At 64.1% G+C, this 23878-nt stretch carries 26 protein-coding genes; 18 read left to right on the top strand and 8 right to left on the bottom strand.

Going from position 1 to position 23878, the window contains the following annotated elements:
* Nucleotide 1: 1 nt before the first annotated feature.
* Together PVW51_RS13240 and dusB are read right to left on the bottom strand one after the other, a co-directional pair.
* Nucleotides 2-1075, bottom strand: coding sequence for a two-component system sensor histidine kinase NtrB (locus PVW51_RS13240; protein ID WP_274575507.1), 1074 nt, complete (start codon nucleotides 1073-1075; stop codon nucleotides 2-4).
* Nucleotides 1072-2058: a tRNA dihydrouridine synthase DusB gene (gene dusB, locus PVW51_RS13235; protein ID WP_274575505.1), complete on the bottom strand. Its 987-nt coding sequence runs from the start codon at nucleotides 2056-2058 to the stop codon at nucleotides 1072-1074. Before dusB ends, PVW51_RS13240 begins: the two co-directional genes overlap by 4 nt.
* A gap of 180 nt (nucleotides 2059-2238) precedes the next feature.
* Between dusB and PVW51_RS13230 the strand changes: the two genes are divergently transcribed.
* The 4 genes from PVW51_RS13230 (at nucleotide 2239) to PVW51_RS13215 (ending at nucleotide 5653) form a co-directional block, all read left to right on the top strand.
* Entirely contained in the window at nucleotides 2239-3369 is a 1131-nt protein-coding gene (locus tag PVW51_RS13230; RefSeq protein WP_274575504.1) for a bifunctional 2-C-methyl-D-erythritol 4-phosphate cytidylyltransferase/2-C-methyl-D-erythritol 2,4-cyclodiphosphate synthase, read from the top strand.
* Nucleotides 3366-3860, top strand: a complete 495-nt coding sequence (locus PVW51_RS13225; protein WP_274575503.1) for a phosphatidylglycerophosphatase A family protein — start codon at nucleotides 3366-3368, stop codon at nucleotides 3858-3860. The genes PVW51_RS13230 and PVW51_RS13225 overlap by 4 nt, the downstream gene beginning before the upstream one ends.
* A complete protein-coding gene (locus tag PVW51_RS13220) occupies nucleotides 3857-4333 on the top strand; it encodes a CinA family protein (RefSeq protein WP_274575502.1) in 477 nt (158 codons plus the stop codon). Before PVW51_RS13225 ends, PVW51_RS13220 begins: the two co-directional genes overlap by 4 nt.
* A 138-nt stretch (nucleotides 4334-4471) precedes the next feature.
* Nucleotides 4472-5653 carry an ammonium transporter gene (locus tag PVW51_RS13215; protein WP_274575500.1) on the top strand — a complete coding sequence of 394 codons (1182 nt, stop codon included), beginning with the start codon at nucleotides 4472-4474 and terminating at the stop codon, nucleotides 5651-5653.
* On the opposite strand, the gene PVW51_RS13210 is transcribed toward PVW51_RS13215, so the two are convergent.
* Together PVW51_RS13210 and PVW51_RS13205 are read right to left on the bottom strand one after the other, a co-directional pair.
* On the bottom strand, nucleotides 5635-6912 hold the full coding sequence (locus PVW51_RS13210; protein WP_274575498.1) for an MmgE/PrpD family protein: 1278 nt from the start codon (nucleotides 6910-6912) through the stop codon (nucleotides 5635-5637). The genes PVW51_RS13215 and PVW51_RS13210 overlap by 19 nt on opposite strands.
* Entirely contained in the window at nucleotides 6909-7361 is a 453-nt protein-coding gene (locus PVW51_RS13205; RefSeq protein ID WP_274575497.1) for a type II toxin-antitoxin system RatA family toxin, read from the bottom strand. Before PVW51_RS13205 ends, PVW51_RS13210 begins: the two co-directional genes overlap by 4 nt.
* Nucleotides 7362-7430: 69 nt before the next feature.
* On the opposite strand from PVW51_RS13205, the gene hpt reads away from it, so the two are divergent.
* The 5 genes from hpt to PVW51_RS13180 all read left to right on the top strand — a co-directional run bounded on the left by hpt (nucleotide 7431) and on the right by PVW51_RS13180 (nucleotide 10829).
* Nucleotides 7431-7967, top strand: a complete 537-nt coding sequence (hpt, locus tag PVW51_RS13200) for a hypoxanthine phosphoribosyltransferase (RefSeq protein WP_114277598.1) — start codon at nucleotides 7431-7433, stop codon at nucleotides 7965-7967.
* Nucleotides 7964-8137, top strand: coding sequence for a hypothetical protein (locus PVW51_RS13195; protein WP_205388325.1), 174 nt, complete (start codon nucleotides 7964-7966; stop codon nucleotides 8135-8137). The genes hpt and PVW51_RS13195 overlap by 4 nt, the downstream gene beginning before the upstream one ends.
* Before the next feature lie 123 nt (nucleotides 8138-8260).
* Nucleotides 8261-8734, top strand: coding sequence for a c-type cytochrome (locus tag PVW51_RS13190; RefSeq protein WP_269361872.1), 474 nt, complete (start codon nucleotides 8261-8263; stop codon nucleotides 8732-8734).
* A 16-nt stretch (nucleotides 8735-8750) separates the two neighbouring features.
* Nucleotides 8751-9623: a cytochrome c gene (locus PVW51_RS13185; RefSeq protein WP_274575681.1), complete on the top strand. Its 873-nt coding sequence runs from the start codon at nucleotides 8751-8753 to the stop codon at nucleotides 9621-9623.
* Between the two features lie 153 nt (nucleotides 9624-9776).
* The gene (locus PVW51_RS13180) at nucleotides 9777-10829 is read left to right on the top strand and encodes an FAD-dependent oxidoreductase (RefSeq protein WP_274575495.1); all 1053 of its coding nucleotides are present in this window, start codon (nucleotides 9777-9779) and stop codon (nucleotides 10827-10829) included.
* Nucleotides 10830-10852: 23 nt separating this feature from the next.
* Here the strand turns inward: PVW51_RS13180 and lipA are convergent, their stop codons facing one another.
* Together lipA and PVW51_RS13170 are read right to left on the bottom strand one after the other, a co-directional pair.
* Complete coding sequence (gene lipA / locus PVW51_RS13175; RefSeq protein ID WP_274575493.1) at nucleotides 10853-11806, bottom strand: lipoyl synthase; 954 nt, start codon at nucleotides 11804-11806, stop codon at nucleotides 10853-10855.
* Between the two features lie 90 nt (nucleotides 11807-11896).
* Entirely contained in the window at nucleotides 11897-12886 is a 990-nt protein-coding gene (locus PVW51_RS13170; protein WP_274575491.1) for a DUF6456 domain-containing protein, read from the bottom strand.
* 394 nt (nucleotides 12887-13280) lie between these two features.
* Here PVW51_RS13170 and PVW51_RS13165 point away from each other — a divergent pair, with 394 nt between their 5' ends.
* Nucleotides 13281-13586 carry a DUF6477 family protein gene (locus PVW51_RS13165; RefSeq protein ID WP_114277288.1) on the top strand — a complete coding sequence of 102 codons (306 nt, stop codon included), beginning with the start codon at nucleotides 13281-13283 and terminating at the stop codon, nucleotides 13584-13586.
* Between the two features lie 78 nt (nucleotides 13587-13664).
* Here the strand turns inward: PVW51_RS13165 and PVW51_RS13160 are convergent, their stop codons facing one another.
* Nucleotides 13665-15209, bottom strand: coding sequence for a trimethylamine methyltransferase family protein (locus PVW51_RS13160; protein WP_269361847.1), 1545 nt, complete (start codon nucleotides 15207-15209; stop codon nucleotides 13665-13667).
* Between the two features lie 198 nt (nucleotides 15210-15407).
* Between PVW51_RS13160 and guaA the strand changes: the two genes are divergently transcribed.
* The 4 genes from guaA to PVW51_RS13140 are packed head-to-tail and all read left to right on the top strand — an operon-like array spanning nucleotide 15408 to nucleotide 19738.
* The gene (guaA, locus tag PVW51_RS13155; RefSeq protein ID WP_269361845.1) at nucleotides 15408-16982 is read left to right on the top strand and encodes a glutamine-hydrolyzing GMP synthase; all 1575 of its coding nucleotides are present in this window, start codon (nucleotides 15408-15410) and stop codon (nucleotides 16980-16982) included.
* 51 nt (nucleotides 16983-17033) lie between these two features.
* Nucleotides 17034-17900: a DMT family transporter gene (locus tag PVW51_RS13150; protein ID WP_269362080.1), complete on the top strand. Its 867-nt coding sequence runs from the start codon at nucleotides 17034-17036 to the stop codon at nucleotides 17898-17900.
* A 41-nt stretch (nucleotides 17901-17941) separates the two neighbouring features.
* Nucleotides 17942-18874 carry a DMT family transporter gene (locus PVW51_RS13145; RefSeq protein ID WP_274575488.1) on the top strand — a complete coding sequence of 311 codons (933 nt, stop codon included), beginning with the start codon at nucleotides 17942-17944 and terminating at the stop codon, nucleotides 18872-18874.
* Between the two features lie 12 nt (nucleotides 18875-18886).
* A complete protein-coding gene (locus PVW51_RS13140) occupies nucleotides 18887-19738 on the top strand; it encodes an ATPase (RefSeq protein ID WP_274575486.1) in 852 nt (283 codons plus the stop codon).
* Here PVW51_RS13140 and PVW51_RS13135 read toward each other — a convergent pair whose 3' ends face one another.
* The gene (locus tag PVW51_RS13135; RefSeq protein ID WP_274575485.1) at nucleotides 19739-20302 is read right to left on the bottom strand and encodes a hypothetical protein; all 564 of its coding nucleotides are present in this window, start codon (nucleotides 20300-20302) and stop codon (nucleotides 19739-19741) included. It abuts the gene before it with no gap.
* A 151-nt stretch (nucleotides 20303-20453) separates the two neighbouring features.
* On the opposite strand from PVW51_RS13135, the gene metA reads away from it, so the two are divergent.
* The 4 genes from metA to PVW51_RS13115 are packed head-to-tail and all read left to right on the top strand — an operon-like array spanning nucleotide 20454 to nucleotide 23875.
* Nucleotides 20454-21371: a homoserine O-acetyltransferase MetA gene (metA, locus tag PVW51_RS13130; RefSeq protein WP_269361837.1), complete on the top strand. Its 918-nt coding sequence runs from the start codon at nucleotides 20454-20456 to the stop codon at nucleotides 21369-21371.
* 16 nt (nucleotides 21372-21387) lie between these two features.
* Nucleotides 21388-22347 (top strand): alpha/beta fold hydrolase, encoded by a 960-nt coding sequence (locus PVW51_RS13125; RefSeq protein ID WP_274575484.1) that lies wholly within the window; start codon nucleotides 21388-21390, stop codon nucleotides 22345-22347.
* A gap of 48 nt (nucleotides 22348-22395) precedes the next feature.
* Nucleotides 22396-23265, top strand: a complete 870-nt coding sequence (gene ppk2 / locus PVW51_RS13120; RefSeq protein WP_269361832.1) for a polyphosphate kinase 2 — start codon at nucleotides 22396-22398, stop codon at nucleotides 23263-23265.
* A complete protein-coding gene (locus PVW51_RS13115; protein ID WP_114277294.1) occupies nucleotides 23258-23875 on the top strand; it encodes a TetR/AcrR family transcriptional regulator in 618 nt (205 codons plus the stop codon). The genes ppk2 and PVW51_RS13115 overlap by 8 nt, the downstream gene beginning before the upstream one ends.
* Nucleotides 23876-23878: the final 3 nt, after the last annotated feature.

The following is a 23878-nucleotide window of genomic DNA, read 5'->3' as shown; positions in this document are numbered from 1 at the left end:
CTTATATCTCCTCTTGATGCGCCGGGGCGCGGGATAACGATATGCGAAAGACGGTGCGCCCCGGTGTGCTGTCCACCGAGATCCAGCCGTCGTGTTCGGAAATGATCTTGCTGACCAGCGCCAGCCCCAGCCCGGTGCCGTTCTCGCGCCCGGATACGAAGGGATCAAAGATCACCGACCTGATGTGGTCGGGCAGGCCCGGACCATCGTCGATCACCTCGATCTGCAGGGGCAGCGACTGGCCGGAGCCATCGGCGCGGCGCAGGCGGAAGGAATGTTCGAAATAGGTGTGCAGGCGGATCGTCCCGCCCCCCTCTCCGGCGGCTTCCGAGGCGTTCTTGAGCAGGTTCAGCACCACCTGCAGCAACTGGTCCTTGTCCCCCAGCGCGGGCGGCAGCGAGGGGTCGTAATCCTCGATGATCTTCATCTGCGCGCCAAAGCCCAGCAGCGCGGAGCGCCGGGCGCGGTCCAGCACGTCATGCAGGTTCACGGGCTTGCGCACCGGCTCGGTCAGATTGCCGAATTGCTCCACCTGCTCCAGCAGCTTCACGATGCGGCGGCTTTCCGCGACAATCAGATCGGTCAGTTCCAGCTCATCCGCGTTCAGGTTCATCGACAAAAGCTGCGCCGCCCCGGTGATGCCCGCCAGCGGGTTCTTGATCTCATGGGCCAGCATCTCGGCCATGCCGATGGCGGATTTCGCGGCGGATTTGACGGAATGGCTCTGGGTCATGCGCCCGGCCAGTTCGCGCGGGCTGATCATCATCAGCATAAAGCCCGCACGCCCCGACAGCGGCGCGATCTGGAGCGAGGATTTCAGCGGCGCGCGCTGGCCCGATCCCACGTCGATGTCATTGACGAACAAAGGCGTGTTGCTCTCTCGCGCACGCTCAAAGGCTTCTTCCAGCGGATCGTCGACGGCGATCATGTCCCACACCGGGCTGCCCTTCACATGTTTGGCAGAGGCGTTGAGAAAGCCTTCGGCGGCGGGGTTCATCGCGTCGATCCTGTTGTCGGGCGCGATCACGAAACTGGGGATCGGCAAAGAGGCCCAGATCTGGCGGTCCATGCTCATGCGGCCACCAATGCGCGGTCGGCAGTCATCGCCTCGCGCAGCAGTTTGACGGTCTGGCCCGGTGTCGCCCCGGTCAGCACCGCGCGGCGCAGTTCCGCCGGGGTGCCAGCGGTATCCATGTACCAGCCAAGATGTTTGCGGGCGACACGCGCCCCCAGTTCAACGCCGTAAAAGCCAAGCATCGCCTCATAGTGTTCCTCAACCATGTCGGCAAAGCCCTTGCCCTGCGGCACCCGCGGTTCCGGGGTGCCGTAAAGCGCATGGGAAACCTGTGCCAGCAGCCAGGGCCGCCCCTGCGCCCCGCGCCCGACCATCACCCCATCCGCGCCGGAATGGTCCAGCGCCCTGCGCGCGGCACGCGGGCTGGTGATGTCGCCATTGGCAATCACCGGGATCTCCACCGCGTCCTTCACCCGGCGGATCGCGCGCCAGTTGGCCCGCCCCTTGTAGAACTGGCAGCGGGTGCGGCCGTGGATGGTGATCATGCAGATGCCTGCCGCCTCGGCGCGGCGCGCGATGTCCGCCGCATTCAGCATCTCGTCGTCCCAGCCCAGCCGGGTCTTGAGCGTGACCGGCACGTCCACCGCCGCCACCACCGCCTCGATCAGGCGCAGGGCGTGATCCGGGGTTTTCATCAGGGCGGAGCCGGACGCCCCCTGCGTCACCTTCTTGGCCGGGCAGCCCATGTTGATGTCGATGATCCGCGCGCCCTGCCCCGCGATCATGCGCGCGGCCTCCGCCATCGGTGCCGCCTCGCGGCCAGCGATCTGCACGGCGGTGCCTTCGACGCCAAGGCCCAGTTCGGCCTTTTCGCGGGTGCCGGGGCGGCGCGACAGCAATTCCTGGCTGGCGACCATCTCTGACACGACCAGCCCCGCGCCAAAGCGCGCCACCAGCGTCCGGTAGGGCAGATCGGTGATTCCGGCCATCGGGGCGAGGAACACCGGAGGAAAGAGGTCATTTGGCAGGCGTGTCGCGGTCACATGCTTAATCCTTGTGCGCTTGGGTCAGGTCTATCGTTACCCCCCTGATACCTCAATGAATTATCGCCCCCCCATACCACAGTACAGCCCGAAATGCCTAATATTTAGGCAGCGCACCTGGACGATTGCGCCTTCAGGCCACATTGCCTAGACAGGTTTCATGCACGATCAGAGCCCTTCATGACCATTTGCGCCCTTATCGTGGCGGCCGGGCGCGGCACCCGCGCCGGGGGCGATCTGCCCAAGCAATGGCAGCGGGTCGCGGGGCGCAGCGTGCTGGCCCATACCATCGCCGCATTCCGGGCGCATCCTGCCGTCGATACCATTGCGCTGGTGCTGCATCCCGATGACCTGGACAAGGCCGCACCGTTCCGGGAGGCGGGCATCGCGGTGGCCGCAGGCGGGTCGGACCGGGCCGCATCGGTACGCGCGGGGCTCGCACTCCTGCCCGAAAGCGGCAAGGTCCTGATCCATGATGCGGCGCGCTGCTGCGTCCCGCAACAGGTCATCACAGAGGTGATCGCGGCGCTGGAGCATCACGCCGCCGCCGCCCCCGGCCTGCCGGTCACAGATGCGCTGTGGCAGGGCGGCGCGCAGCGTGTCACCGGCACTCAGGACCGCGAAGGGCTTTTTGCCGCCCAGACGCCGCAGGGCTTTGACTTGCCCGTGATCCGCGCCGCCCATGCGGCATATGACGGCCCGGCGGCGGATGATGTGGCGGTGGCACGGGCGGCAGGCATTGTGGTTGCCATCACCCCCGGCGACGCCGATAACATGAAGATCACGACGCCCGGCGATTTCGCCCGCGCGGCGCGGATACTGGAGGCCCGGATGGACATCAGAACAGGCAACGGATTTGACGTTCATGCCTTTGGCCCCGGCGATCATGTGACGCTCTGCGGCCTGCGCATCCCGCATGATCAGGGCCTTGTGGGCCATTCGGATGCGGATGTGGGGATGCATACGGTGACCGATGCGATCTATGGCGCGCTGGCCATGGGCGACATCGGCCAGCATTTCCCGCCCTCGGATCCGCAGTGGAAAGGCGCCGCCAGCGAGGTTTTCCTGCGCCATGCGGCCGGGCTTGCCGCCCAGGCCGGATTCGCGATCACCCATGTGGATTGCACCCTGATCTGCGAACAGCCCAAGATCGGCCCCCATGCCCCGGAAATGCGCCGCGTCATGGCAGGGCTGCTGGGGCTGGAGGTTGAGCGTGTTTCGGTCAAGGCCACCACCTCGGAGCGGCTGGGCTTCACCGGACGCGGCGAGGGGATCGCCTGTATGGCCACGGCAACATTGGTGAAATCATGAATATCGCAAAGATGATCGGAACCGTTTTTGGCGTCGGCTACATCCGCCCCGCCCCCGGCACATGGGGTTCGCTTGTGGCGCTGCCCTGGGGTTGGCTGCTGCATGTTCTCGGCGGTTTTCCCCTGCTGGTGCTGGCGGTTGTCGCGGGTTTCGCCAAGGGCTGGTGGGCCACGGCGAAGATGACGGCAGGCAGCGATGATCACGACCCTTCCGAAATCGTCGTGGATGAGGTCGTGGGCCAGTGGATTGCCCTTTTGCCCCTGTCCTATGCCGCCTGGACACGCGGGTTGGATATGCTGGTGATGTGGCCCGGCTGGATCGCCGCATTTCTTCTCTTCCGTCTCTTCGACATCTGGAAACCCTGGCTGGTTGGATGGGCCGACAGGCGCGGCGATGCGCTGGGGGTGATGCTGGACGATGTGATCGCAGGCATTTTTGCAGCCCTGGGCGTGATGGTTCTGGCCGGTCTCTACCACGGGGTTCTGACATGAGCATTGCAGCGCAGATTATTGAACTGGCACAGAAAAAAGGCGTCCTGGTCTCCTGCGCCGAAAGCTGCACCGGCGGGCTGGTCGCTGCCGCGCTGACCGAAGTGCCCGGATCCTCGGTGATGTTCGACAGCGGCTTCGTCACCTATACCAATGCCGCCAAGATGAAGATGCTGGGTGTGCGCCCCAGCAGCCTGCAGATGTTCGGCGCAGTCTCAGAAGAGGTCGCGCGCGAAATGGCAACAGGCGCGCTGGCACATTCCGGGGCCCAGGTGGCCGTCTCCATCACCGGGATCGCAGGCCCCGGCGGGTCCGAGCACAAGCCCGAGGGCCGCGTCTGTTTCGGCCTCGCGGCGGGCGATCAGCTTTGGGCCACTACCCAGGAATTCGGCGCCATGGGCCGCAGCCGGGTGCGCACCGCTGCCCGCGACCATGCCCTGACGCTGCTGGTGCAGGGACTTTTCAGCCTGCCCTGATACCGGGCAAAACACCCCTGCAGCCGCCCAAATTATCGGCATTTTCAAAAAAGATGCCAAAATAGGCATGTTGAGTCTTTTCCGGGCGTTCCGCTTGCCCAAGGTGCGGCAACCCTGACGCTGACCCGGAGACACCCTATGAATGCCGCTGATTCCGCCTGGATCATGACCGCAACCGCGCTGGTCCTTTTCATGACCCTACCGGGGCTTGCCCTGTTCTATGGCGGGCTGGTGCGCGCGCGCAACGTGCTCAGTGTCTTCATGCATTGCTATGCCATCGCCTGCCTGATGTCGGTGCTGTGGTTCCTGCTGGGCTATAGTATCGCCTTTGGTCCTGGCACCGGGGGCATCTGGGGCGGGCTGGACAAGGCCGGGCTGAGCGGGATCACCATCGACAGCCTCAGCGGCACCCTGCCGGAAATCCTGTTCTTTGCCTTTCAGATGACATTCGCCATCATCACCCCCGCCCTGATCGTCGGCGCCTATGTGGAGCGGATCAATTTCGCCTTCCTGCTGCTGTTCTCGGGCCTGTGGATGCTGCTGTGCTATGCGCCGGTGGTGCATTGGATCTGGGGCGGCGGGATGCTGGCCGACGGCGGCATCTTTGGCGAGACGGGGGTGCGCGATTTCGCGGGCGGCATCGTGGTCCATGAGACCGCCGGGATCGCGGCGCTGATCCTGGCGATCATGCTGGGCGCGCGCCGCGACCACAGCAAACCGCCGCACAATCCGGGGATGGTGATGATCGGGGCCGCGATGCTCTGGGTCGGCTGGTTCGGCTTCAACGGCGGCTCGCAGCTGGCCGCCGACGGGGGCGCGGCCATGGCGATCACCGTGACCCACATCTCCGCCGCCACCGCCTCGCTCACCTGGGCGCTCTGGGAAAGGATCAAGTTCGGCAAGGCCTCGCTGGTGGGTCTGGTGACCGGCACCATTGCCGGCCTCGCCTCGATCACCCCGGCATCGGGTTTCGTGGGGCCCTGGGCCGCGCTGCTGATCGGCGCCATTGCCGGCGTGCTGTGTCAGGAGGCGGTCACGCTGGTGCGCAACAAGCTGAAGGTCGATGACACGCTGGATGTCTTTGCGGTCCACGGCGTCGGCGGGATCTTCGGCACGGTGATGATCGCGGCACTGGGTGCAGGCACCTGGGCCGCACAGCTGGGATCGCTGGCCATCGTCGGCATCTTCACCACGGTCGTGACACTGGTCATCGCCTATGCCTGCCGCGCCATCGTGCCGATGCGGGTGGATGCGGAAGCGGAATCAAACGGGCTGGACCTCTCCAGCCACGGGGAGCGGGCCTACGACCTGACCAGCTGATCCATGAAGGCGTCAAGGTCATCGCCCTGCGCCGCCAGCCACAGCGCCTCGGCGTGGTCCTCGCCCAGCAGGGCCACCGCCTTGTCCTGCAGTTTCGCCGCGCGGACCTCCAGCGGCATCGGCGCCGACAGGTCATGCTTCAGCCGCCGCATCGCGCCGCCGGTGAAAGAGACGGCAACCTCGGACTGGGTTTCTGACAGGCGCGCCTCTTCGCTGACGCGGATTTTGTCGCGCAGCGCGACGATCTCCAGGTCTTTGGTGATCTCGTCGGTGAAATTGGCAATGCCGCCGGTGTCATGGCCCAGAAGCGCCATGGCACAGGTCTGGGCATAGCTGAACTTGGCCGCCAGACCCGTGGTCGGTGCGTCGATGTTGCACACGCTCATCCAGCGCGGATTTGTGCGGATGTGGATGCTCTCCACCGCCTCAAGATCCAGATCGGCACCGCGCAGCGCCTCAAGCATCGCATGCAGCCCGTGGCAGCAGGCGTGAAACTTGTGGCTGATTTCCGTGATCCGCCAGCTGCCCCTCGGCGCGCTGACCTCTGCCGCCTCGCCGTGATGGGTGGGGCCAAATCCCAGCGGGCCTGCCAGCCCATCCTCTGCCGCCGTCATCCCGGCCTGCGCCCAAAGCGTCGCCTCCACCCCGGTGCGGGCGGCCAGACCGGCATTCAGCGGCTTCGCCATGGTGCCGAACTGCGATTTCAGCCCCGAGGCCATGCTGGCGCAAAGGCCAAGCGCCGCCCGCAACTGGCGTTTGTCCAACTCCAGCAGCCGCGCGCAGCCCATGACCGCGCCGAAGGCCCCCGCCGTGGCGGTCTGATGATAGCCCACCTGATAATGGCTGCGCCCCAGCCAGAGCCCCACGAGAATCGAGGCTTCAACCCCCAGCGTCGCGGCATCGACCACCTCGTCCAGCGGCGCGCGCAGCTCCTGGGCCAGTGCCAGAACCGCGGGCAGCACCGCAACCGAAGGATGGCCGATATGGGCGAAATGCGTGTCGTCGTAATCCAGCGCATGGGACAGTGTGCCGTTGACCAGCGCGGCCAGGGGTGCCGTGGCCGTGCCCCCGCCAAAGATCTGCGCCTGCCCGGTGCCCATCGCACGTTGCGCAGCGGAAAAATCGTCGAATTCACCGGCCTGCGCCCCGGCAATGCCACAGGCGGCCCAGTCGAACAGCGACAGGCGCATCATCACGGCGGCCTCGGCCGGAACCTCTGCCTTGCGGAAACGGATCAGCTGGTCGGTGATGGTGCTCATGCACCCGATCCGTAAAGCGCCTCTGCCCGTTTTTCAAAGGCTTTCACCACCCGCAGCATGGCCTCGTTGAAGACAACGCCGATGATGCCCTGCAAAATCCGGTTGCGGAATTCGAAATCGACGTGGAAATGCACCTTGCAGCCCTGTGGCGCATCCTCGAACCGCCAGTTCGACAGCAAGTATTTGAACGGGCCGTCCAGATATTCGGTGTCGATCTTCATCTGATCGGGCCAGAGCGTCACGCGGCTGGTGAATCGCTCGCGGAACACCTTGAAGCTGATCACCAGATCGGCATCCATCACGCGATGGTCGCCGATCCGTTCATCGCTGCGGATGCGCGCGGCCGCCGTCCAGGGCAGGAATTCTGGGTACTTGCCCACATCCGCCACCAGATCGTACATCTGTTGCGCGGTATAGGGCAGCTCTTTGGTCTCTGAATGGGTCGGCATTGCGTTCCGGGTCTGCTCGGGTTAGCCCTATGTCTCCGGTAAACGCCATGAAATCAAGGGCCAATGGTCATGACAGATCGTCGCTATGTGATTGATGAAATGATCTCGGCCAAGGCGATTGCCGCCCGGATCGAAGCGCTGTGCCGCGCGATCCATGATGAATTCGACGGCACCGACAAACTGGTGGTGGTGGGGCTGCTGCGCGGCTCCTTCGTGTTCATCGCCGATCTGGTGCGCGAGCTGGACCTGCCGATCGAGGTCGATTTCCTTGAGGCCTCCAGCTATGGCGACGGCACGGAAAGCAGCCGCGAGGTGCGCATTCTCAAGGACCTGCGCGGCGCCATCGAAGGCCGTGACGTGCTGGTGGTCGAGGATATCGTGGACACCGGCCATACGCTGCACCATGTCACCAACCTGCTGAAATCGCGCGAACCTGCCCGGCTGAAAACCATCGCGCTGCTGGACAAGCCCAGCCGCCGCGAGGTGGACATGAAGGCGGATTGGACCGGCTTCGAGATTCCGGATGAATTTGTCGTGGGCTATGGCATCGATTATGCTCAGCGCAACCGCAACCTGCCCTTCATCGGAAAGGTCCGTTTCACATGAACCCGATCTGGCTCTTGCGCATGGCGAAATGGGCGCATCACCCGCCCTCGGTCAAACGGGTGATACTGGTCTTTGCGGTCATTGCGCTGGCGCTGCTCATCGCCGGGATCCAATGGATGGGATGGTGGCCCGACTGGGCCACGACAGAACGTGTGCCGCGCCGGTTCTGACCCGCGCCACGGGATGTTTCCGCCGATCACGAAAATGTTTTTGGCAGCTTCCATGGTCCGTGGCATGCTGCGGCAAGAACCTGTTAAATTTCACTTTTGCCATTCAGACACGGAGATCAACCCATGCAGAAGAGCTTCACCACCCGGACCGTCACCGCGATTGTCTGCGGTGTGATCGCAACGGCGGGCTTTGCCGCCAGCCACGGGGGCGGCGAAAACAAGAGCGTGGAGGCGCGCCATGCGATGATGCAGATGATCGCCTATCACACCGGCATCCTGGGCGGGATCGCCAAGGGCGAAATGGACTATGATTCCGCCATGGTCGACGCCGCAGCCATGAACATCGCCTCTCTGGCCGCGATGGACCGGGCAACGCTGTGGATCGAGGGCACCGAACAGGGTGCCGCCGCCGATTCCCGCGCCAAACCCGAAATCTGGAGCGATCCGGAAGGTTTCGGTGCCGCCTTTGAAAAGCTGGAAACAGCCGCCAGCGCGCTGGTCGGCGCATCGGATGCGGCAGCCGTGGGCGCCGGGATGGGCGATCTTGGCGGCGCCTGCAAGGCCTGCCACGAAACCTATCGCGGCCCCGAAAACTGATCACCGGATCTGAATGTTGCGCCGTTTTCTGATTGCGATCTGCCTGCTGGCAGTGATTGGCCTTGGGGTGTTCTGGGTGCTGACGCGCCCTGCCCCGCTTGATGCCGATTTTGCCGGCGGGCATGTGGCGGATGCGGAAAACGGCGCGCGCATCTTTCACGCGGGCGGCTGTGCCTCCTGTCATGCCGCACCCGGAAGTGACGACAAGCTGACCCTCGCGGGCGGCGAAGGGTTCGCCAGCGATTTCGGCACCTTCCACGCCCCCAACATCTCGCCCGGGCCGGAAGGCATCGGCGGATGGGATCTGCCCGGTTTCGCCCGCGCGGTCACCCGGGGGGTCTCGCCCGACGGGCGGCACTATTACCCCGCCTTCCCCTATACGACCTATATCCACATGGAAGACACCGATGTGGCGGATCTGTTTGCCTATATGCAGACCCTGCCGGTGTCGGACACACCCAGCAAACGGCATGAGGTGGGTTTCCCCTTCAACATCCGGCGCGGCCTGGGCCTGTGGAAATTGCTCTATCTGGACGATAGTTTCGTGATGACCGGCGAGATGTCGGAGCAGGTGACACAGGGGCGCTACCTGGTCGAGGCTCTGGGCCATTGCGCCGAATGCCACACGCCGCGCGGGCCTTTCGGCGGGTTGCAGCGCGATGCCTGGCTGAGTGGCGCGCCCAACCCCTCCGGCAAGGGGCGTATCCCCAACATCACACCCGCCGGTCTGGACTGGTCGGCTGATGACATCGCCTATTACCTGGAAAGCGGTCTGACCCCGGATTTCGACAGCGTCGGCGGCACCATGGCATCGGTGGTGGACAACATGTCGCAACTGCCCGAAGGCGACCGGGCGGCGATAGCGGCCTATCTCAAGGCGCTGCCCTGACGCGGCCGTCCCGCATGGTGAGAGTGCGGGATGGATATTTCTGGCCAAAAAGAAAGGGGGACAAGTTGTAGTGCCGCCTGAGCCGTGTCTGGCCTCCTTGTTTTTCACATCGGATTGTGGCCAGTTTCTGAACAGCATCAGCAGGAGGCGGTCATGAAGATTCTGATCGTGGGGGCCGGTCCCACCGGCCTGACAGCAGCCGTGGAACTGGCGCGCCGGGGCGTCATGCCGCAAATCATCGACAAAAGGTCCGGCCCCTCGAACCTGAGCCGGGCCGTCGGCATCCAGCAGCGCACGATGGATATTCTGACCCCCTCCGGCGCGGCGGAGGAGATCCGCAAGGAAGCGGTCTGTTTTGACGGCGTCGCCTTTCACTCAGGCCCCCGCAGGATCGCGAAACTTGCCCTGAACTTCGATGACAAATCCCGGCTCTACGGACTTCCCCAGGACCGGACGGAGCATTTCCTGGCCCGCGCCTTTGCCCGGTATGGTGGCAAGGTCGAATATGACACGCCGTTCGAGGGGCTGACCCAGGATGAAACATGCGCACGCGTGCAGATGGGCGGAACAGAATCACCCTTCGACCATGTGATCGGTGCCGACGGGGCCCACAGCGCCGTGCGCAAGGCGCTGGGGCTGGAATTTCCCGGCTTCGACCTGCCGGGCCAATGGTCCATCGCCGATGTGGAAAGCCCGGACTGGCGTGATCCGCAGTGCTTTCAGGGCTTCCTGCTGCCCCATGGCGACATCTGCATCGTCGCCCCGCTGGAGGCTGCGCGCTTCCGGGTGATCGCAAGCCGGCCCGATGCGCTTGCCGCCTTGCCGGTGCCGATGAACGTGACCAACATCCGCCGCAGCGGCGCTTTCACCATCTCGGTGCGGCAGGTGACGGATTATGCGGTGGGCCGCGTCTGTCTCGCCGGGGATGCCGCACATTGCCATTCCCCGGCAGGCGGGCGCGGCATGAACCTCGGCATCGCGGATGCCGCCGACCTTGCCGGGCGGCTGGTTGACGGGGGCCTTGCCGGCTACCACGCCGCGCGCCATGCGGAAGGGGCACATGTGCTGGCCTTCAGCGAGACCGTGCGCAAGGCGGTGCAGTCAAAAAGCCCGCTGCGCCGGATGGTCATGCCCTGGGTGATGAAACTGGTCGCCGCGGTCCCGCCGTTCCAGCGGGCGGCGGTGCATTATTTCGTCAGCGGCTGAAACACTTCCGGTTTTCGTTGAAATCAGGCCAGCCCCAGCTTGCGGTTGCGCGCTTCGCGCAGGCGGGTGAAATCATCGCCCGCGTGATAGGACGAGCGGGTCAGCGGCGTGGCGGAAACCATCAGGAACCCCTTGCCATAGGCCGCCTTTTCATAGGCTGCAAATTCGTCCGGATGCACAAAACGGTCGACGCGGTGGTGTTTCGGCGTCGGCTGCAGATACTGGCCGATGGTCAGGAAATCGATGTCCGCGGCGCGCATGTCCTCCATCACCTGAATGACAGATTGCCGATCCTCGCCCAGCCCCACCATGATGCCCGATTTGGTAAACATCGAGCGGTCCAGCTCCTTCACCCGCTGCAACAGGCGCAGGGAGTGGAAGTAACGCGCGCCGGGGCGGACCTCCGGATAAAGGCCCGGCACGGTTTCGAGGTTGTGGTTGAACACATCGGGACGCGCCTCGACCACCACTTCCAGCACCTTGGGATCGGCGCGGATGAAATCCGGTGTCAGAATCTCGATCGTGGTCCCGGGGCTGCGCTTGCGGATGGCGCGGATGGTCTGGGCAAAATGCTCCGCCCCGCCGTCCGCCACATCGTCGCGGTCGACAGAGGTGATGACCACATGGTTCAGCCCCAGCTTGGCCACCGCATCGGCCACCCGGCCCGGCTCGAACACATCCAGCGCCTCGGGCGGCTTGCCGGTGGCGATGTTGCAGAAGGTGCAGGCGCGGGTGCAGACTTCACCCATGATCATCATGGTGGCGTGGCCCTGGCTCCAGCATTCGCCGACATTGGGGCAGCCCGCCTCTTCGCAGACCGTGGTCAGCTTGTTGTCGCGCATGATCTTCGCGGTTTCGGCATATCCCTTGCCGCCGGGGGCCTTGACCCTGATCCAGTCCGGTTTCTTGGGCTGGGCATTGTCGGGCTTGCGCGCCTTTTCAGGGTGGCGCTGTTCGGGGATTTTCAGATCGCGCATGGGGACCTCACATTGCTTGCGATCTATGTAACACAACTTTGCGCCAACAAAAGCCCAAGCCGCGCAATGCTGCCTTGCACCCGTGCGATGCTATCCGATCATCGGACCACCCGGGCCGATGGTTTCGTCATAATGCCGCTTCAGGCGCATCAGCGCGATGCGCAACACGATCTTGCCGGACCGCGCCGACCAGCCCAGACGTTTTTCCGTGGTCTCCAGCCCTTCGAGATAACAACAGCACCGCAGCGCCACATCCGACAGGCCCGGCCCGAGATAGCGCAACGCCGCCGTCACCCGTGCCTGCGCGGCCCCGGCACTGTCCGGCATCGCACGGGTCCCGCAAGTGCCGCCTTGCGTGCCCGCGGTCAGGAAACCCTGCCAGTTCTGGGTCACCCGCGTGCCCATCTGCGCCAGTTCGAAATCCTCGCGCAGACGTTCGCCTGCATGGACCAGCGCATCGCTCAGGAAGGGCTTTCCGCTCTTGTCCTTGCGCCGCGACAAGGCGATCAGCGGGCTTTCGGCCAGTGAATAGCGCATTTTCTGGCGGTGGCTGCATGCGGCCTCACCGCTGTCGTCCCGCCAGCCCGCGTCAGCGCCGTCAAATCCGGTCTGGGCTTCGGCAAAGCCCTGGGTGCCACGCGGCATGCCCCCCTCTGCCCCGATCATCCCCCCCAGCGCGCTGCGGCCCGCGGTGGTGATGTGATAGCGGATGATGCGCCCGGAATTGGAGGGGGCGATCCAGTCCTTCAACGCCATGGCCTGTGCCACCGCGGCATCCACCACAGCGGTCCGGGTGCTGCCCCCCGATGCGGTATCGCGCACCACCACGGCCTTTTCCATGTCTGCCGCGATGGCCAGCACCGCGCCGGTTTCGCACAGCCTGGGCAGGATCCGCATCGCCTCCTGTGTCAGCGCGGCTTCGTCGGGGACGGATTTGTGGGCGGGCTGGGCCATTGGCAGTTCCTCCTTTAAGGCGTTTTTCCCGGCACCGGTCGGTCGGCGTTCCGCGCCCAGGCGTTGCAATGCGGCATCCACCAGCGGATCGTCCCGACGGGTCTCGATCCGGCGAATCTGACGCATGATTGTGGAAGCGTGACATCCCGCACTTCGGGCGAGTTCCCGCATCGGTCGTCCCTGCTCCGTATGGGCCAGATAATGAATTGCGCCTTCCGGCACCCAGTCCGGCAGGCTTAACGGTTGATGAGCACTCTTAGCTGACAAAACGCGTACCACTCTATTTTACATTGTTGTTTCCGTAGGTTGACGAGTTATCCACAGGTGGACAAATCGCAACCTATGGGTGCACTGGTTACCTGATCGTTAAAACTTTTTCGGTTTCTCAATCATTGTTTCGAAAGTCTAAACACTGGTGAAGGCGCCGCACGTCCCTCTCCGGGAGGGCGCAACACCCGCGTGAGTTGTGGCAAAACGGAGGCAGCGATTCCGCCATCCCGACCAGAAAAGGACCACTGCCATGCAAGATATCTTTTCCATGCTGAGCGCCCTGCACCGCCCGCAACTGATGATGCGCGCCGCGCGCATCGGGGCGGAAAACTACCGCCGCTCCAGCCATCTGCCCCGGCTGCTGGGCTATGGCGTGCTGCCCCGCCACAGCGCAGCCCTGCTGCGCCTGATGGAGATCGAGGCCGTGCTGGAGGATGAACGCAAGCGCGCGGATGCGGGCTACAGCCTGATCCGGCACATCGACGTGCTGATTGCCATGGTGGGTGAGGCGCGGGTGCTGCGCGCGGTCAATGCAGCGCCCCGCAGCGTGACGTGACGGGTAAATGGGCCGCCACCGGGGCGGCGGCCGGGTCATCCATGCTGCCAGACCGGAACAACCGGCCCGGCTGCAGCCTTACATGAAGCTGTCGGGCGCTTCGGACTTCTTGCGCGCCACATAGGCATCCAGCGCTTCGCGGATCGCCGGGTCCAGCGCCGGCTGCTGGTAATCCGCCAGCATCTTCTCCACCCGGATCGTGGCCAGCTGCGTGGTGTCGCGCGCGCCTTCGTCTTCCCATGTCTCGAAGGGCTTGTAGTCCAGCAGATCGGATTTCCAGAAGGCCGATTTGAAGTTGGCCTGCGTATGCGCGCAGCCCAGGTAATGCCCGCCGGGGCCAACCTCGCGGATCGCATCCATCGCCTGACCGTTCTCGTCCATGGAGACGCCCTTGGCAAAATGATGCAGAATGCCCAGCTGATCCGCATCCATCACGAATTTCTCGAAGGAGGCCACAAGCCCCCCCTCCAGCCAGCCGCAGGAGTGCAACATGAAGTTCACACCGGACAGCAGGCCCATGTTCAGGCTGTTCGCCGTCTCATAGGCGGCCTGCGCGTCAGGCAGTTTCGACCCGCAGAAGGACCCCGCAGAGCGGTACGGCAGGTTCAGCCGCCGAGCAAGCTGCCCCGCGCCATAGGTGATATGCGCAGCCTCCGGCGTGCCGAAGGTGGGCGCGCCCGAGTTCATGTCGATCGAGGTCACGAAGGCCCCCATGACAATCGGCGCACCGGCACGGCACAGCTGGCTGTAGGCGACACCGGCCAGGGTTTCCGCCAGCACCTGCGTCAGGGTCCCGGCCACGGTTGTCGGCGCCATCGCACCGCCCACGATGAAGGGCGAGATGATGCAGGCCTGGTTGTTCTCGGCATAGACCTTGAGCGCACCCATCATCACATCGTCGAAGGTCATCGGCGAGTTGATGTTGATCAGCGAGGTCATCACCGTGTTCTGCTGAACGAAATCCTCACCAAAGAGCAGCCCGCACATATCCACCGAATCCTGCGCGCGGCTGGGTTCGGTCACCGATCCCATGAAGGGCTTGTCGCTCAGCGTCATATGGGCATGCAGCATGTCCAGGTGCCGCTTGTTGACGGGAATATCCGTCGGCTCGCAGACCGTGCCGCCCGAATGGTGCAGCCACTTGGACATATAGGCCAGTTTCACGAACTTGTTGAAATCCGCCATGGTGGCATAGCGCCGTCCGCCGGCCGCATCGCGCACGAAGGGCGGGCCATAGACCGGTGCCAGCACCAGATTGCGGCCACCGACCTCGACATTGCGCTCGGGGTTGCGCGCATGCTGGGTAAAGCTGGACGGTGCCGTGGCACAGAGCTTGCGGGCCAGACCTTTGGGGATATGCACCCGTTCGCCGCGCACATCCGCCCCCGCATCGCGCCACATCTGCAGGGCTTCGGGGTTTTCGGGGAAATTGACACCCACTTCTTCGAGGATGATATCCGCGTTGCGCTCGATGATCTGCAGCGCTTCCTCGTTCAACACTTCGAAGTTTGGAATGTTGCGTTCGATAAAGCGCGCGGTTTCGAAAGAGACCGCCGTGCGCTCCGCCCGGCGCGCTGCACCGCCGCCACCCCGTGTCCGTCCGCGCCGTGCTGATTCCGCCATGATATGACCCTTACTCAGAAATTTCCTTCTCTTAACGTATCCCCCCGCCCCAATTCGCGCGATTTCCGCCGCCGGGGGGAGAAAAACGACATCCTCCCGACGCCCCCATGCTGTTTTTGACCAAAATAATCCAAAGCGCCGGGGCCGCGCCCCAGTCCGACACTTGCCACGCCGTCAAACCCTGCCTAATCAATGGCCATGACAGAACTCATCTCCCCCGCCGCCCACGACCGCCTGCTGATCATAGATTTCGGCAGCCAGGTCACCCAGTTGATCGCCCGCCGCCTGCGCGAGCTCAGCGTTTTCTGCGAAATTCACCCGTTCAACACGGTGGACGACGCCTTTCTGAAGGAATTCGCCCCCAAGGCGGTGATCCTCTCGGGCGGCCCCTCCTCCGTCTTTGCCGAAGGCGCGCCGATGCCGCCGCAATCGGTCTTTGATCTGGGCGTGCCGATCCTGGGGATCTGCTATGGCCAGCAGGTGATGATGCATTGCCTCGGCGGTCAGGTCGAACGCGGCCACGGCACCGCCGAATTCGGCCGCGCCTTTGTCAAACCCACCGGCCAGGCGCTCGACCTGCTGCAGGGATGGTTCGCCACCGACCGCGAGCAGGTCTGGATGAGCCATGGCGACCACGTGAGCAAGATCGCACCGGGGTTCGAGGTCTATGGCACCTCGCCCAACGCGCCCTTTGCCATCACCGGCGACCCGTCGCGTCATTTCTACGCCGTGCAGTTCCATCCGGAGGTGCATCACACCCCCAACGGCGCCAGGCTTTACGAGAATTTCGTGCGGCTTGCGGGCTTCAAGGGCGACTGGACCATGCGCGCCTACCGCGAGGAAGCGGTGGCAGCGATCCGCGAACAGGTCGGCGACAAGAAGGTGATCTGCGCCCTCTCCGGCGGGGTCGATTCCTCGGTCGCGGCGGCGCTGATCCACGAGGCGGTGGGCGACCAGCTGACCTGCGTCTTTGTCGACCACGGGTTGCTGCGCAAGAACGAGGCCGAAGAGGTCGTGGGCATGTTCCGCGACCACATGAACCTGCATGTCATCCACGCCGACGAGGTGGACCTGTTCCTGGGCGAGCTGGACGGTGTCAGCGACCCCGAGACCAAGCGCAAGATCATCGGCAGGCTGTTCATCGACGTCTTCCAGAAATACGCCAACCAGATCGAGGGGGCGGAGTTCCTCGCGCAGGGCACGCTTTACCCCGATGTGATTGAATCCGTGTCCTTTTCCGGCGGCCCCTCCGTCACGATCAAGAGCCATCACAATGTCGGCGGCCTGCCCGAGAAAATGGGCCTGAAACTGGTCGAACCGCTGCGCGAATTGTTCAAGGACGAGGTCCGCGCGCTGGGAACCGAACTGGGCCTGCCCGCGCATTTCATCGGCCGTCACCCCTTCCCCGGGCCGGGTCTCGCGATCCGCTGCCCCGGCGAGATCACCCGCCAGAAACTCGACATCCTGCGCGAGGCGGATGCCGTCTATATCGACCAGATCCGCAAGCACGGACTCTATGACGAGATCTGGCAGGCCTTCGTCGCGATCCTGCCGGTACGCACCGTGGGCGTGATGGGCGACGGGCGCACCTATGATTTCGCCTGCGCCCTGCGCGCGGTGACATCCGTCGACGGGATGACGGCGGATTACTATCCGTTCAGCCACGAATTCCTGGGCGAAACCGCCACCCGCATCATCAACGAGGTGCCGGGCATCAACCGGGTCACCTATGACATCACCTCGAAACCTCCGGGCACGATCGAGTGGGAGTGATCAGTCAATGACCCCCGCCCGCCCGTGACCGATAACACCGTCATCCCCCCGATCAACCAGACCCTGCGCGCCGCATTCTGGATGATCGGTGCCATCACCTCCTTCACGGCGATGGCCATGGCCGGGCGCAAGCTGGGGGCCGATTACGATACATTCGAGATCATGCTCTACCGCTCGGCCTTCGGTTTTGTCGTCGTGGCCGGCCTGGCCTGTGCCCTTGGCACCTGGCGCGAGATCAACACCAATGCCCTGGGGCTGCAAACCCTGCGCAATCTGGTGCATTTCACCGGCCAGAACCTCTGGTTCTTTGCGGTGACGGTGATCCCGCTGGCGCAGGTCTTTGCCTTTGAATTCACCACGCCGCTCTGGGTGATCGTGCTCTCCCCCTTCCTGCTGGGCGAGCGGCTGACCAGGGTCCGCTCCATCTCGGCGCTGATGGGGTTCATCGGCATCCTGATCGTGGCGCGCCCCACAGTTGCCGGGATGAACGCGGGGGTGCTGGCCGCTGCCGGCTGTGCCGTCTTTTTCGCGCTGACCTTCATCACCACCAAGAAACTGACCGCCCGGCAAAGCATTACCGCGATCATGTTCTACCTGACATTGCTACAACTGATCTTCGGGCTGATCACCGCAGGCTTTGACGGCGATATCGCCCTGCCCACATTGTCCAGCGCCCCGTTGCTGGCGCTGGTCGGGGTCTGCGGGCTGCTGGCGCATTTCTGCATAGCCAATGCCCTCCGGCTGGCCCCGGCCGCGGTGGTGTCACCCATCGATTTTGCCCGCCTGCCGGTGATCGCCATCCTTGCCATGCTGGTCTATGGCGAAACCGTGGACCTCTGGGTGTTTGTCGGTGCGATCATCATCTTTGCCGGGAATTACCTGAACATCTGGGTCGAGACCCGGCAGAAAACCGCATGATCCGGGTCGCGGTGCGCAGCCCGGCCAATTAGGTCACCCCCATGAGCCCGCAAAAATCCATCACCCCCCGCGCCTGGACCGAAATGCTGCTGCTGGCAGCGATCTGGGGCGCGTCCTTTGTCTCCATCCGGATGGCCCTTGATGAAATCGGGCCGCTCTGGGCCGTGGCCCACCGGGTTGGCTGGGCGGCGGTGGCGCTCTGGGCGGCGGTGCTGGTCATGGGCCTGAGGGTGCCCCACGATCCGCGCATCTGGGGCGCCTTTCTGGTCATGGGGTTGCTGAACAATGTGATTCCCTTCGGGCTGATGGCCTGGGGCCAGTTGCACATTGAAAGCGGCCTGACCTCGATCCTCAATGCCGCCACCGCGATCTTTGGCGTGATCGCGGCGGCAATCTTCTTTGCGGATGAGCGGATCACCCTGCGCAAGGCTATCGGCGTCCTGCTGGGTTTTGCCGGCGTGGCCACCGCCATCGGGCTGGAGAACCTGGCCCAGTTCGACCTGCGCTCGCTGGCGCAGCTGGCGGTGATCGGGGGCACGGTGTCTTATGCGCTTGCCTCCGTCTGGGCGCGCAAGACATTGTCGGGCCAGCCGCCACAGGTGGCCGCGGCGGGGATGGTCACCGGCGCGACCCTGATCATGCTGCCCGCGGCCTGGATTCTCGAAGGGCCAATCGACCTCTCGCTTGCCCCCCGCACCTGGGCCGCCATCGGCTATTACGCCCTGCTGGGCACAGCGCTGGCCTATCTGCTCTATTACCGTGTCCTGGGCATGGCGGGCAGCGGCAACCTGATGCTGGTCACGCTGCTGATCCCGCCCTTTGCGATTCTGCTGGGGGCGCTGGTGCTGGGTGAAACGCTGCGCCCGGCGGCCTATGCGGGTTTTGCACTGCTGGCGGGCGGGCTGCTGATCCTGAACGGCCGCATCTGGCGTCCGCGCCGCCGCTCCGCTAGACAGGGGGCGACATCAACCTGACGGACCTGCCCCATGCTATACCCCACTGCCCAGGACTGGCGCGCCGCGCCGCGCCGCAAAGTGCTTGTCTTCGGCATGTCGGGACTGGGGAAAACCCACCTGAGCGGGCTATTGCGGGCCTCTGGCGGCTGGTTCCACTATTCCATCGACTACCGCATCGGCACCCGCTACCTGGGTGAGGCGATTGTCGACAACGCCAAGTCCGAAGCGATGAAAGTGCCCTTCCTGCGCGATCTGCTGATGACCGACAGCATCTATATCGCCTCCAACATCACCTTCGAGAACCTCAGCCCCGTTGCCACCTGGCTGGGCAAGCCCGGATCGCCGGACAAGGGCGGCCTGCCAATGGCGGAATATGCCACCCGGCAGGAAGCCTTCCGCCTGGCCGAGATCGCCGCGCTGAACGACACGCCGCATTTCGCCCGGCGCGCCAAGGCGCTTTATGGCTATGACCATTTCATCTGCGACACCGGCGGGTCGATCTGCGAATGGGTGGACCCGGAAAACCCGGAGGACCCGCTGCTGAAAACCCTGTCGGAGGAATGCCTGCTGGTCTGGATCAAGGGGGATGAGGCCCACACCCAGGAGCTGATCCGCCGCTTTGACCGCGCGCCGAAACCGATGGCCTATCAGCCCGCTTTCCTTGAACGGGTCTGGAAGGATTATCTGAGCGAAAACAAGGTGTCAGAGGATGAAGTTGATCCTGATGCCTTTGTCCGCTGGACCTATGCGCAGGCCCTGTCGCACCGCCAGCCACGCTATGCCGCCATGGCGAAATGGGGTGTCACCATCACCCCCGACCAGATTGGCGCGCTGAAAAGCGAAGCGGATTTCGTGGAGCTGATCGCCGGTTGTCTGGACTAGTCAGCGCCCAAAACACCCCTGCACCGCGCTGTTGATGCTCTCACCGGCACCGGACAGCGAAAACTGGACCAGCGACGCACCATTCAGCGCCTCGACCCGCAGCCATGATCCCTCCTGCACCCCCTGCATAAAGGCATCGCCCGGCGGGATGTTCACGCTCAGGTCGCCCCGGCTGCGGTCCAGCGGCACCAGATAGGCGACATCACCGATCACAAAACGGTATTGGCCCGCCGCCATCGGCAGAGCCGTCAGCGCAAAGAAACTGGCCTGCGGTGTGCAGAAATAATAGAAGCCATAGCCCTGCTCGGCATCCGCACCGGCAAAACGGTGCACCCCGTCGCTGGCCAGCCCGGCGCGCCATGCAGGCGCTGCAACTGAGTGGCGCGGCGCCGCAGGTTCACCTGAACAAAGCGACACAACACATTGATTGTATTCAGCACTTGCCGGACCAGAGGAATCGGCAAGACAGCGCCAGACGCAGCGCTGAACATCCATGGGATCCTCCTCCTGCGCGGCAACCGCAAGCGGCGTGAACAGGCAGATCAGCAAGAGTGTCAGACGCATGGAAACCTCGGCACTTGGCGCAACAGAATGTCATGATGCGCGCGCGCGCGGAAAATGCAATGTCACATCAGCGGGTGCAGCCACCCCGCCCCCTTGGCAGCGCAGCCTGCCCGGTCTATCTAAGCCCTTCACTACACGGATCGCCAAGCCCATGCCCATCAAAATTCCCGCCACCCTGCCCGCCTATGACGTGCTGAGCCGCGAGGGCGTGATGCTGCTGGATGACGAATTGGCCGACCATCAGGACATTCGCCCGCTGAAGATCGCGCTGCTGAACCTGATGCCCAAGAAGATCCAGACAGAGAACCAGTTTGCCCGGCTGATCGGGGCCACGCCCCTGCAGATCGAATTCAGCCTGCTGCGCATGTCGGACCACCGCACGCGCAACACCGCCGCTGCGCATATGGAAAGCTTCTATCGCCCGGTGAGCGAGGTCTGGGACGAGAAATTCGACGGGCTGATCATCACCGGCGCCCCCATCGAACACATGGATTTCACCGACGTCACCTATTGGGACGAACTGAAACGCGTGATGGACTGGACCCAGACCAACATTCATTCCACTTTCGGCGTCTGCTGGGGCGGGATGGCGATGATCAACCATTTCCACGGGGTCAGGAAACACATCCTTGAGGAAAAGGCCTTTGGTTGTTTCCGGCACCGCAACCTCGCCCCCGCCTCGCCCTATCTGCGCGGGTTTTCGGACGATTGCGTCGTGCCTGTCTCGCGCTGGACAGAGATGCGCCAGGACGAGGTTGATGCCCATCCCCAGCTGACCACCCTGCTGGCCAGCGACGAGGTCGGCCCCTGCCTGATCGAAGATCCGGGGCACCGCGCGCTCTATGTCTTCAACCACTTCGAATACGACAGCGATACGCTGAAACAGGAATACGACCGCGACGTGGCCTCCGGCACGCCGATCAACGTGCCCTGCAATTACTACCCCGATGACGATCCCACCCGCGCGCCGATGAACCGCTGGCGCAGCCATGCGCATCTGCTTTACGGCAACTGGATCAACGAGATCTATCAAAGCTGCCCCTATGATATTTCGCTGATCGGCACCTGAGCTGATGCGAACCGGCGTGTTTCTTGCCCTTGTCCTGCTGGCGGTGCTGATCGGTGTCGTCCAATGGCGCGCAGCCGCCCGTGAAGCCGCGGCAGAGGCCGCCACGCCGCCCGTCGGGCAGATCCTGAACATCGACGGCGTGCCGGTGCATGCGCTGGTGATGGGCGAAGGCCCCGATCTGGTGCTGATCCACGGGGCCAGCGGCAATCTGCGCGACTTTACCACGGGCTTTGCGGAGCAGCTGACCGACCGCTACCGCGTGATCCTCTTTGACCGCCCCGGCATGGGCTGGACCGGCCGCCTGCCCGGATCGGGCGGTGCCTGGAACACCAGCGAAGAGACGCCGCAGGCCCAGGCCGCCTTGCTGCAGAAAGCGGCCGATGCGCTGGAGGTGCGCAACCCCATCGTGCTGGGCCATTCCTTTGGCGGGATCGTGGCCATCGCCTGGGGCCTGTCGCGCCCCGATGACACCGCCGCGCTGGTGCTGGCCGGTGCCGTGTCGGAACCCTGGCCCGGCGGGCTGGGCTGGACCTATACGGTCAACGGTTCGCTGCCGGGCGGTGCGCTCTTTGTGCCGATGGTCACCGCCTTTGTCCCGAAATCCTATGTGGAGGCCAGCATCAACGCCATCTTTGCCCCGCAAGAGGCCCCGGCGGGCTATGGCGATCATCTGGGCACCGGGCTGACCCTGCGCCGCACGTCGCTGCGCGCAAATGCCCAGCAGGTCAATGCCCTGCGCCCGCATGTGGTTGAAATGCAAAAGAAATACGCCAGGCTGACCATGCCGATCGAGGCGGTGCACGGCGATGCCGATACCATCGTGCCCGCGCATATCCACGCCGAGGTGCTGATGGGCGACGTGCCCCGTGGCGCCTTGAAGATCCTGCCGGGTCAGGGCCACATGCTGCAGCATACCGCGCCCGGCGAACTTGTTGCCGCCATTGACCGCGCCGCAGCCCATGCGGGTTTGCGTTAATCCCCTTAACATCCCATATTGAAACCAAAGACCCTTTCAGGAGGCCCCATGGACCTGCCCTTTGACGGCGCGATCAGCGCCTTTTACGAGAATGAAGCGCCCGACCAGATCCGCAACGCGATCCGCCGGGCCGACAAGGGAGACGTGATCTCCGCCTCCTACCCCCATTCGGAGCGGCTGGCGCGCAAGGTCTATGAGCACGCCTTCGAAAAGCTGCAGATCGAACTGGTCAAGCTGCAATCCTGGGTCCGCGACAGCGGCACCCGGATCGTGATGGTCTTCGAAGGCCGCGATGCCGCCGGAAAAGGTGGCACAATCAACCGGATGCGCACCAATCTTAATCCACGTGCCGCCCGCGTCGTCGCCCTGTCGAAACCGACAGAGACGGAACAGGGCGAATGGTATTTCCAGCGCTATCTGCGCCATCTGCCCACTGCGGGAGAAATGGTTTTCTATGACCGTTCCTGGTACAACCGGGGCGTGGTCGAACCTGTCTTCGGGTTCTGCACCCCGGATCAGAACAGGCATTTCTTCAACCAGGTGCCGGATTTCGAAAAGATGCTGGTGGATGACGGCATCCATCTGTTCAAGTTCTGGCTGAACGTGGGCCGCGCCGAACAGCTGCGCCGCATGCTGGCGCGCGAAAGCGATCCGCTGAAGCAATGGAAGCTCAGCAGCATCGACGTTCAGGGGCTGGCCAAATGGGATGCCTATTCCGAGGCGATCAAGGACACGCTGACGCGCAGCCATACCGACCATGCGCCCTGGACCATCATCCGCTCTGACGACAAGCGCCGCGCGCGGCTGAACGCCATGCGGGTGCTCTGCCATGCCTTTGATTACCCTCAGAAAGACGCACGCGCCATCGGTGCGATCGACCCGCTGATCTGCGGCGGTCCGGACCTCTGGGATGCCTAAGCGCGGCTATCACCACGGCAATCTCCGGCAGGCGCTGATTGACGCCGCACTTGAGCTGATCGAGGCGCGCGGCCCCACCGGCTTTACCCTGTCGGAGGCGGCCAAACAGGCGGGGGTGACCCCGGCGGCGGTCTATCGCCACTTCGATGGCCGCGAGGACCTGATCGCCGAAGCCGCCCGGCAGGGCTACGAGATTTTTGCCGATCTGATGGATTTTGCCTATCAATCCGGCCAGCCCTCCGCGCTCAGGGCGTTCGAGGCGACGGGCCGTGCCTATCTGGCCTTTGCCCGCAAATACCCCGGCCATTACATCGCGATGTTCGAAAGCGGCATCTCGGTGAACCGCACCCCGGAACTGGCCGCCGTGGCGGGGCGCGCCAATGCAGTGCTGGAACGCGCGGCCACCGACCTCAGCCAGCATATCCCCGAGGACAGACGCCCGCCCGCTTCCATGTTCTCGGCCCATATCTGGGCGATGAGCCATGGGGTGGTGGAACTTTTCGCCCGCAACTCCCCCGGCCGCGCCTCGCCCTTTCCGGCGGACGACCTGCTGGAAACCGGCATCGGCATCTACCTGCGAGGTCTGGGGCTGGTGCGCCCGGATGAGTGATGT

It is taken from the genome of Sulfitobacter sp. PR48 (genome assembly GCF_028807335.1).
Taxonomy (GTDB): Bacteria; Pseudomonadota; Alphaproteobacteria; order Rhodobacterales; family Rhodobacteraceae; genus Sulfitobacter.
The sequence above is the reverse complement of the archived record's forward strand: the minus strand, read 5'-3'. Positions and strand labels throughout refer to the sequence as shown.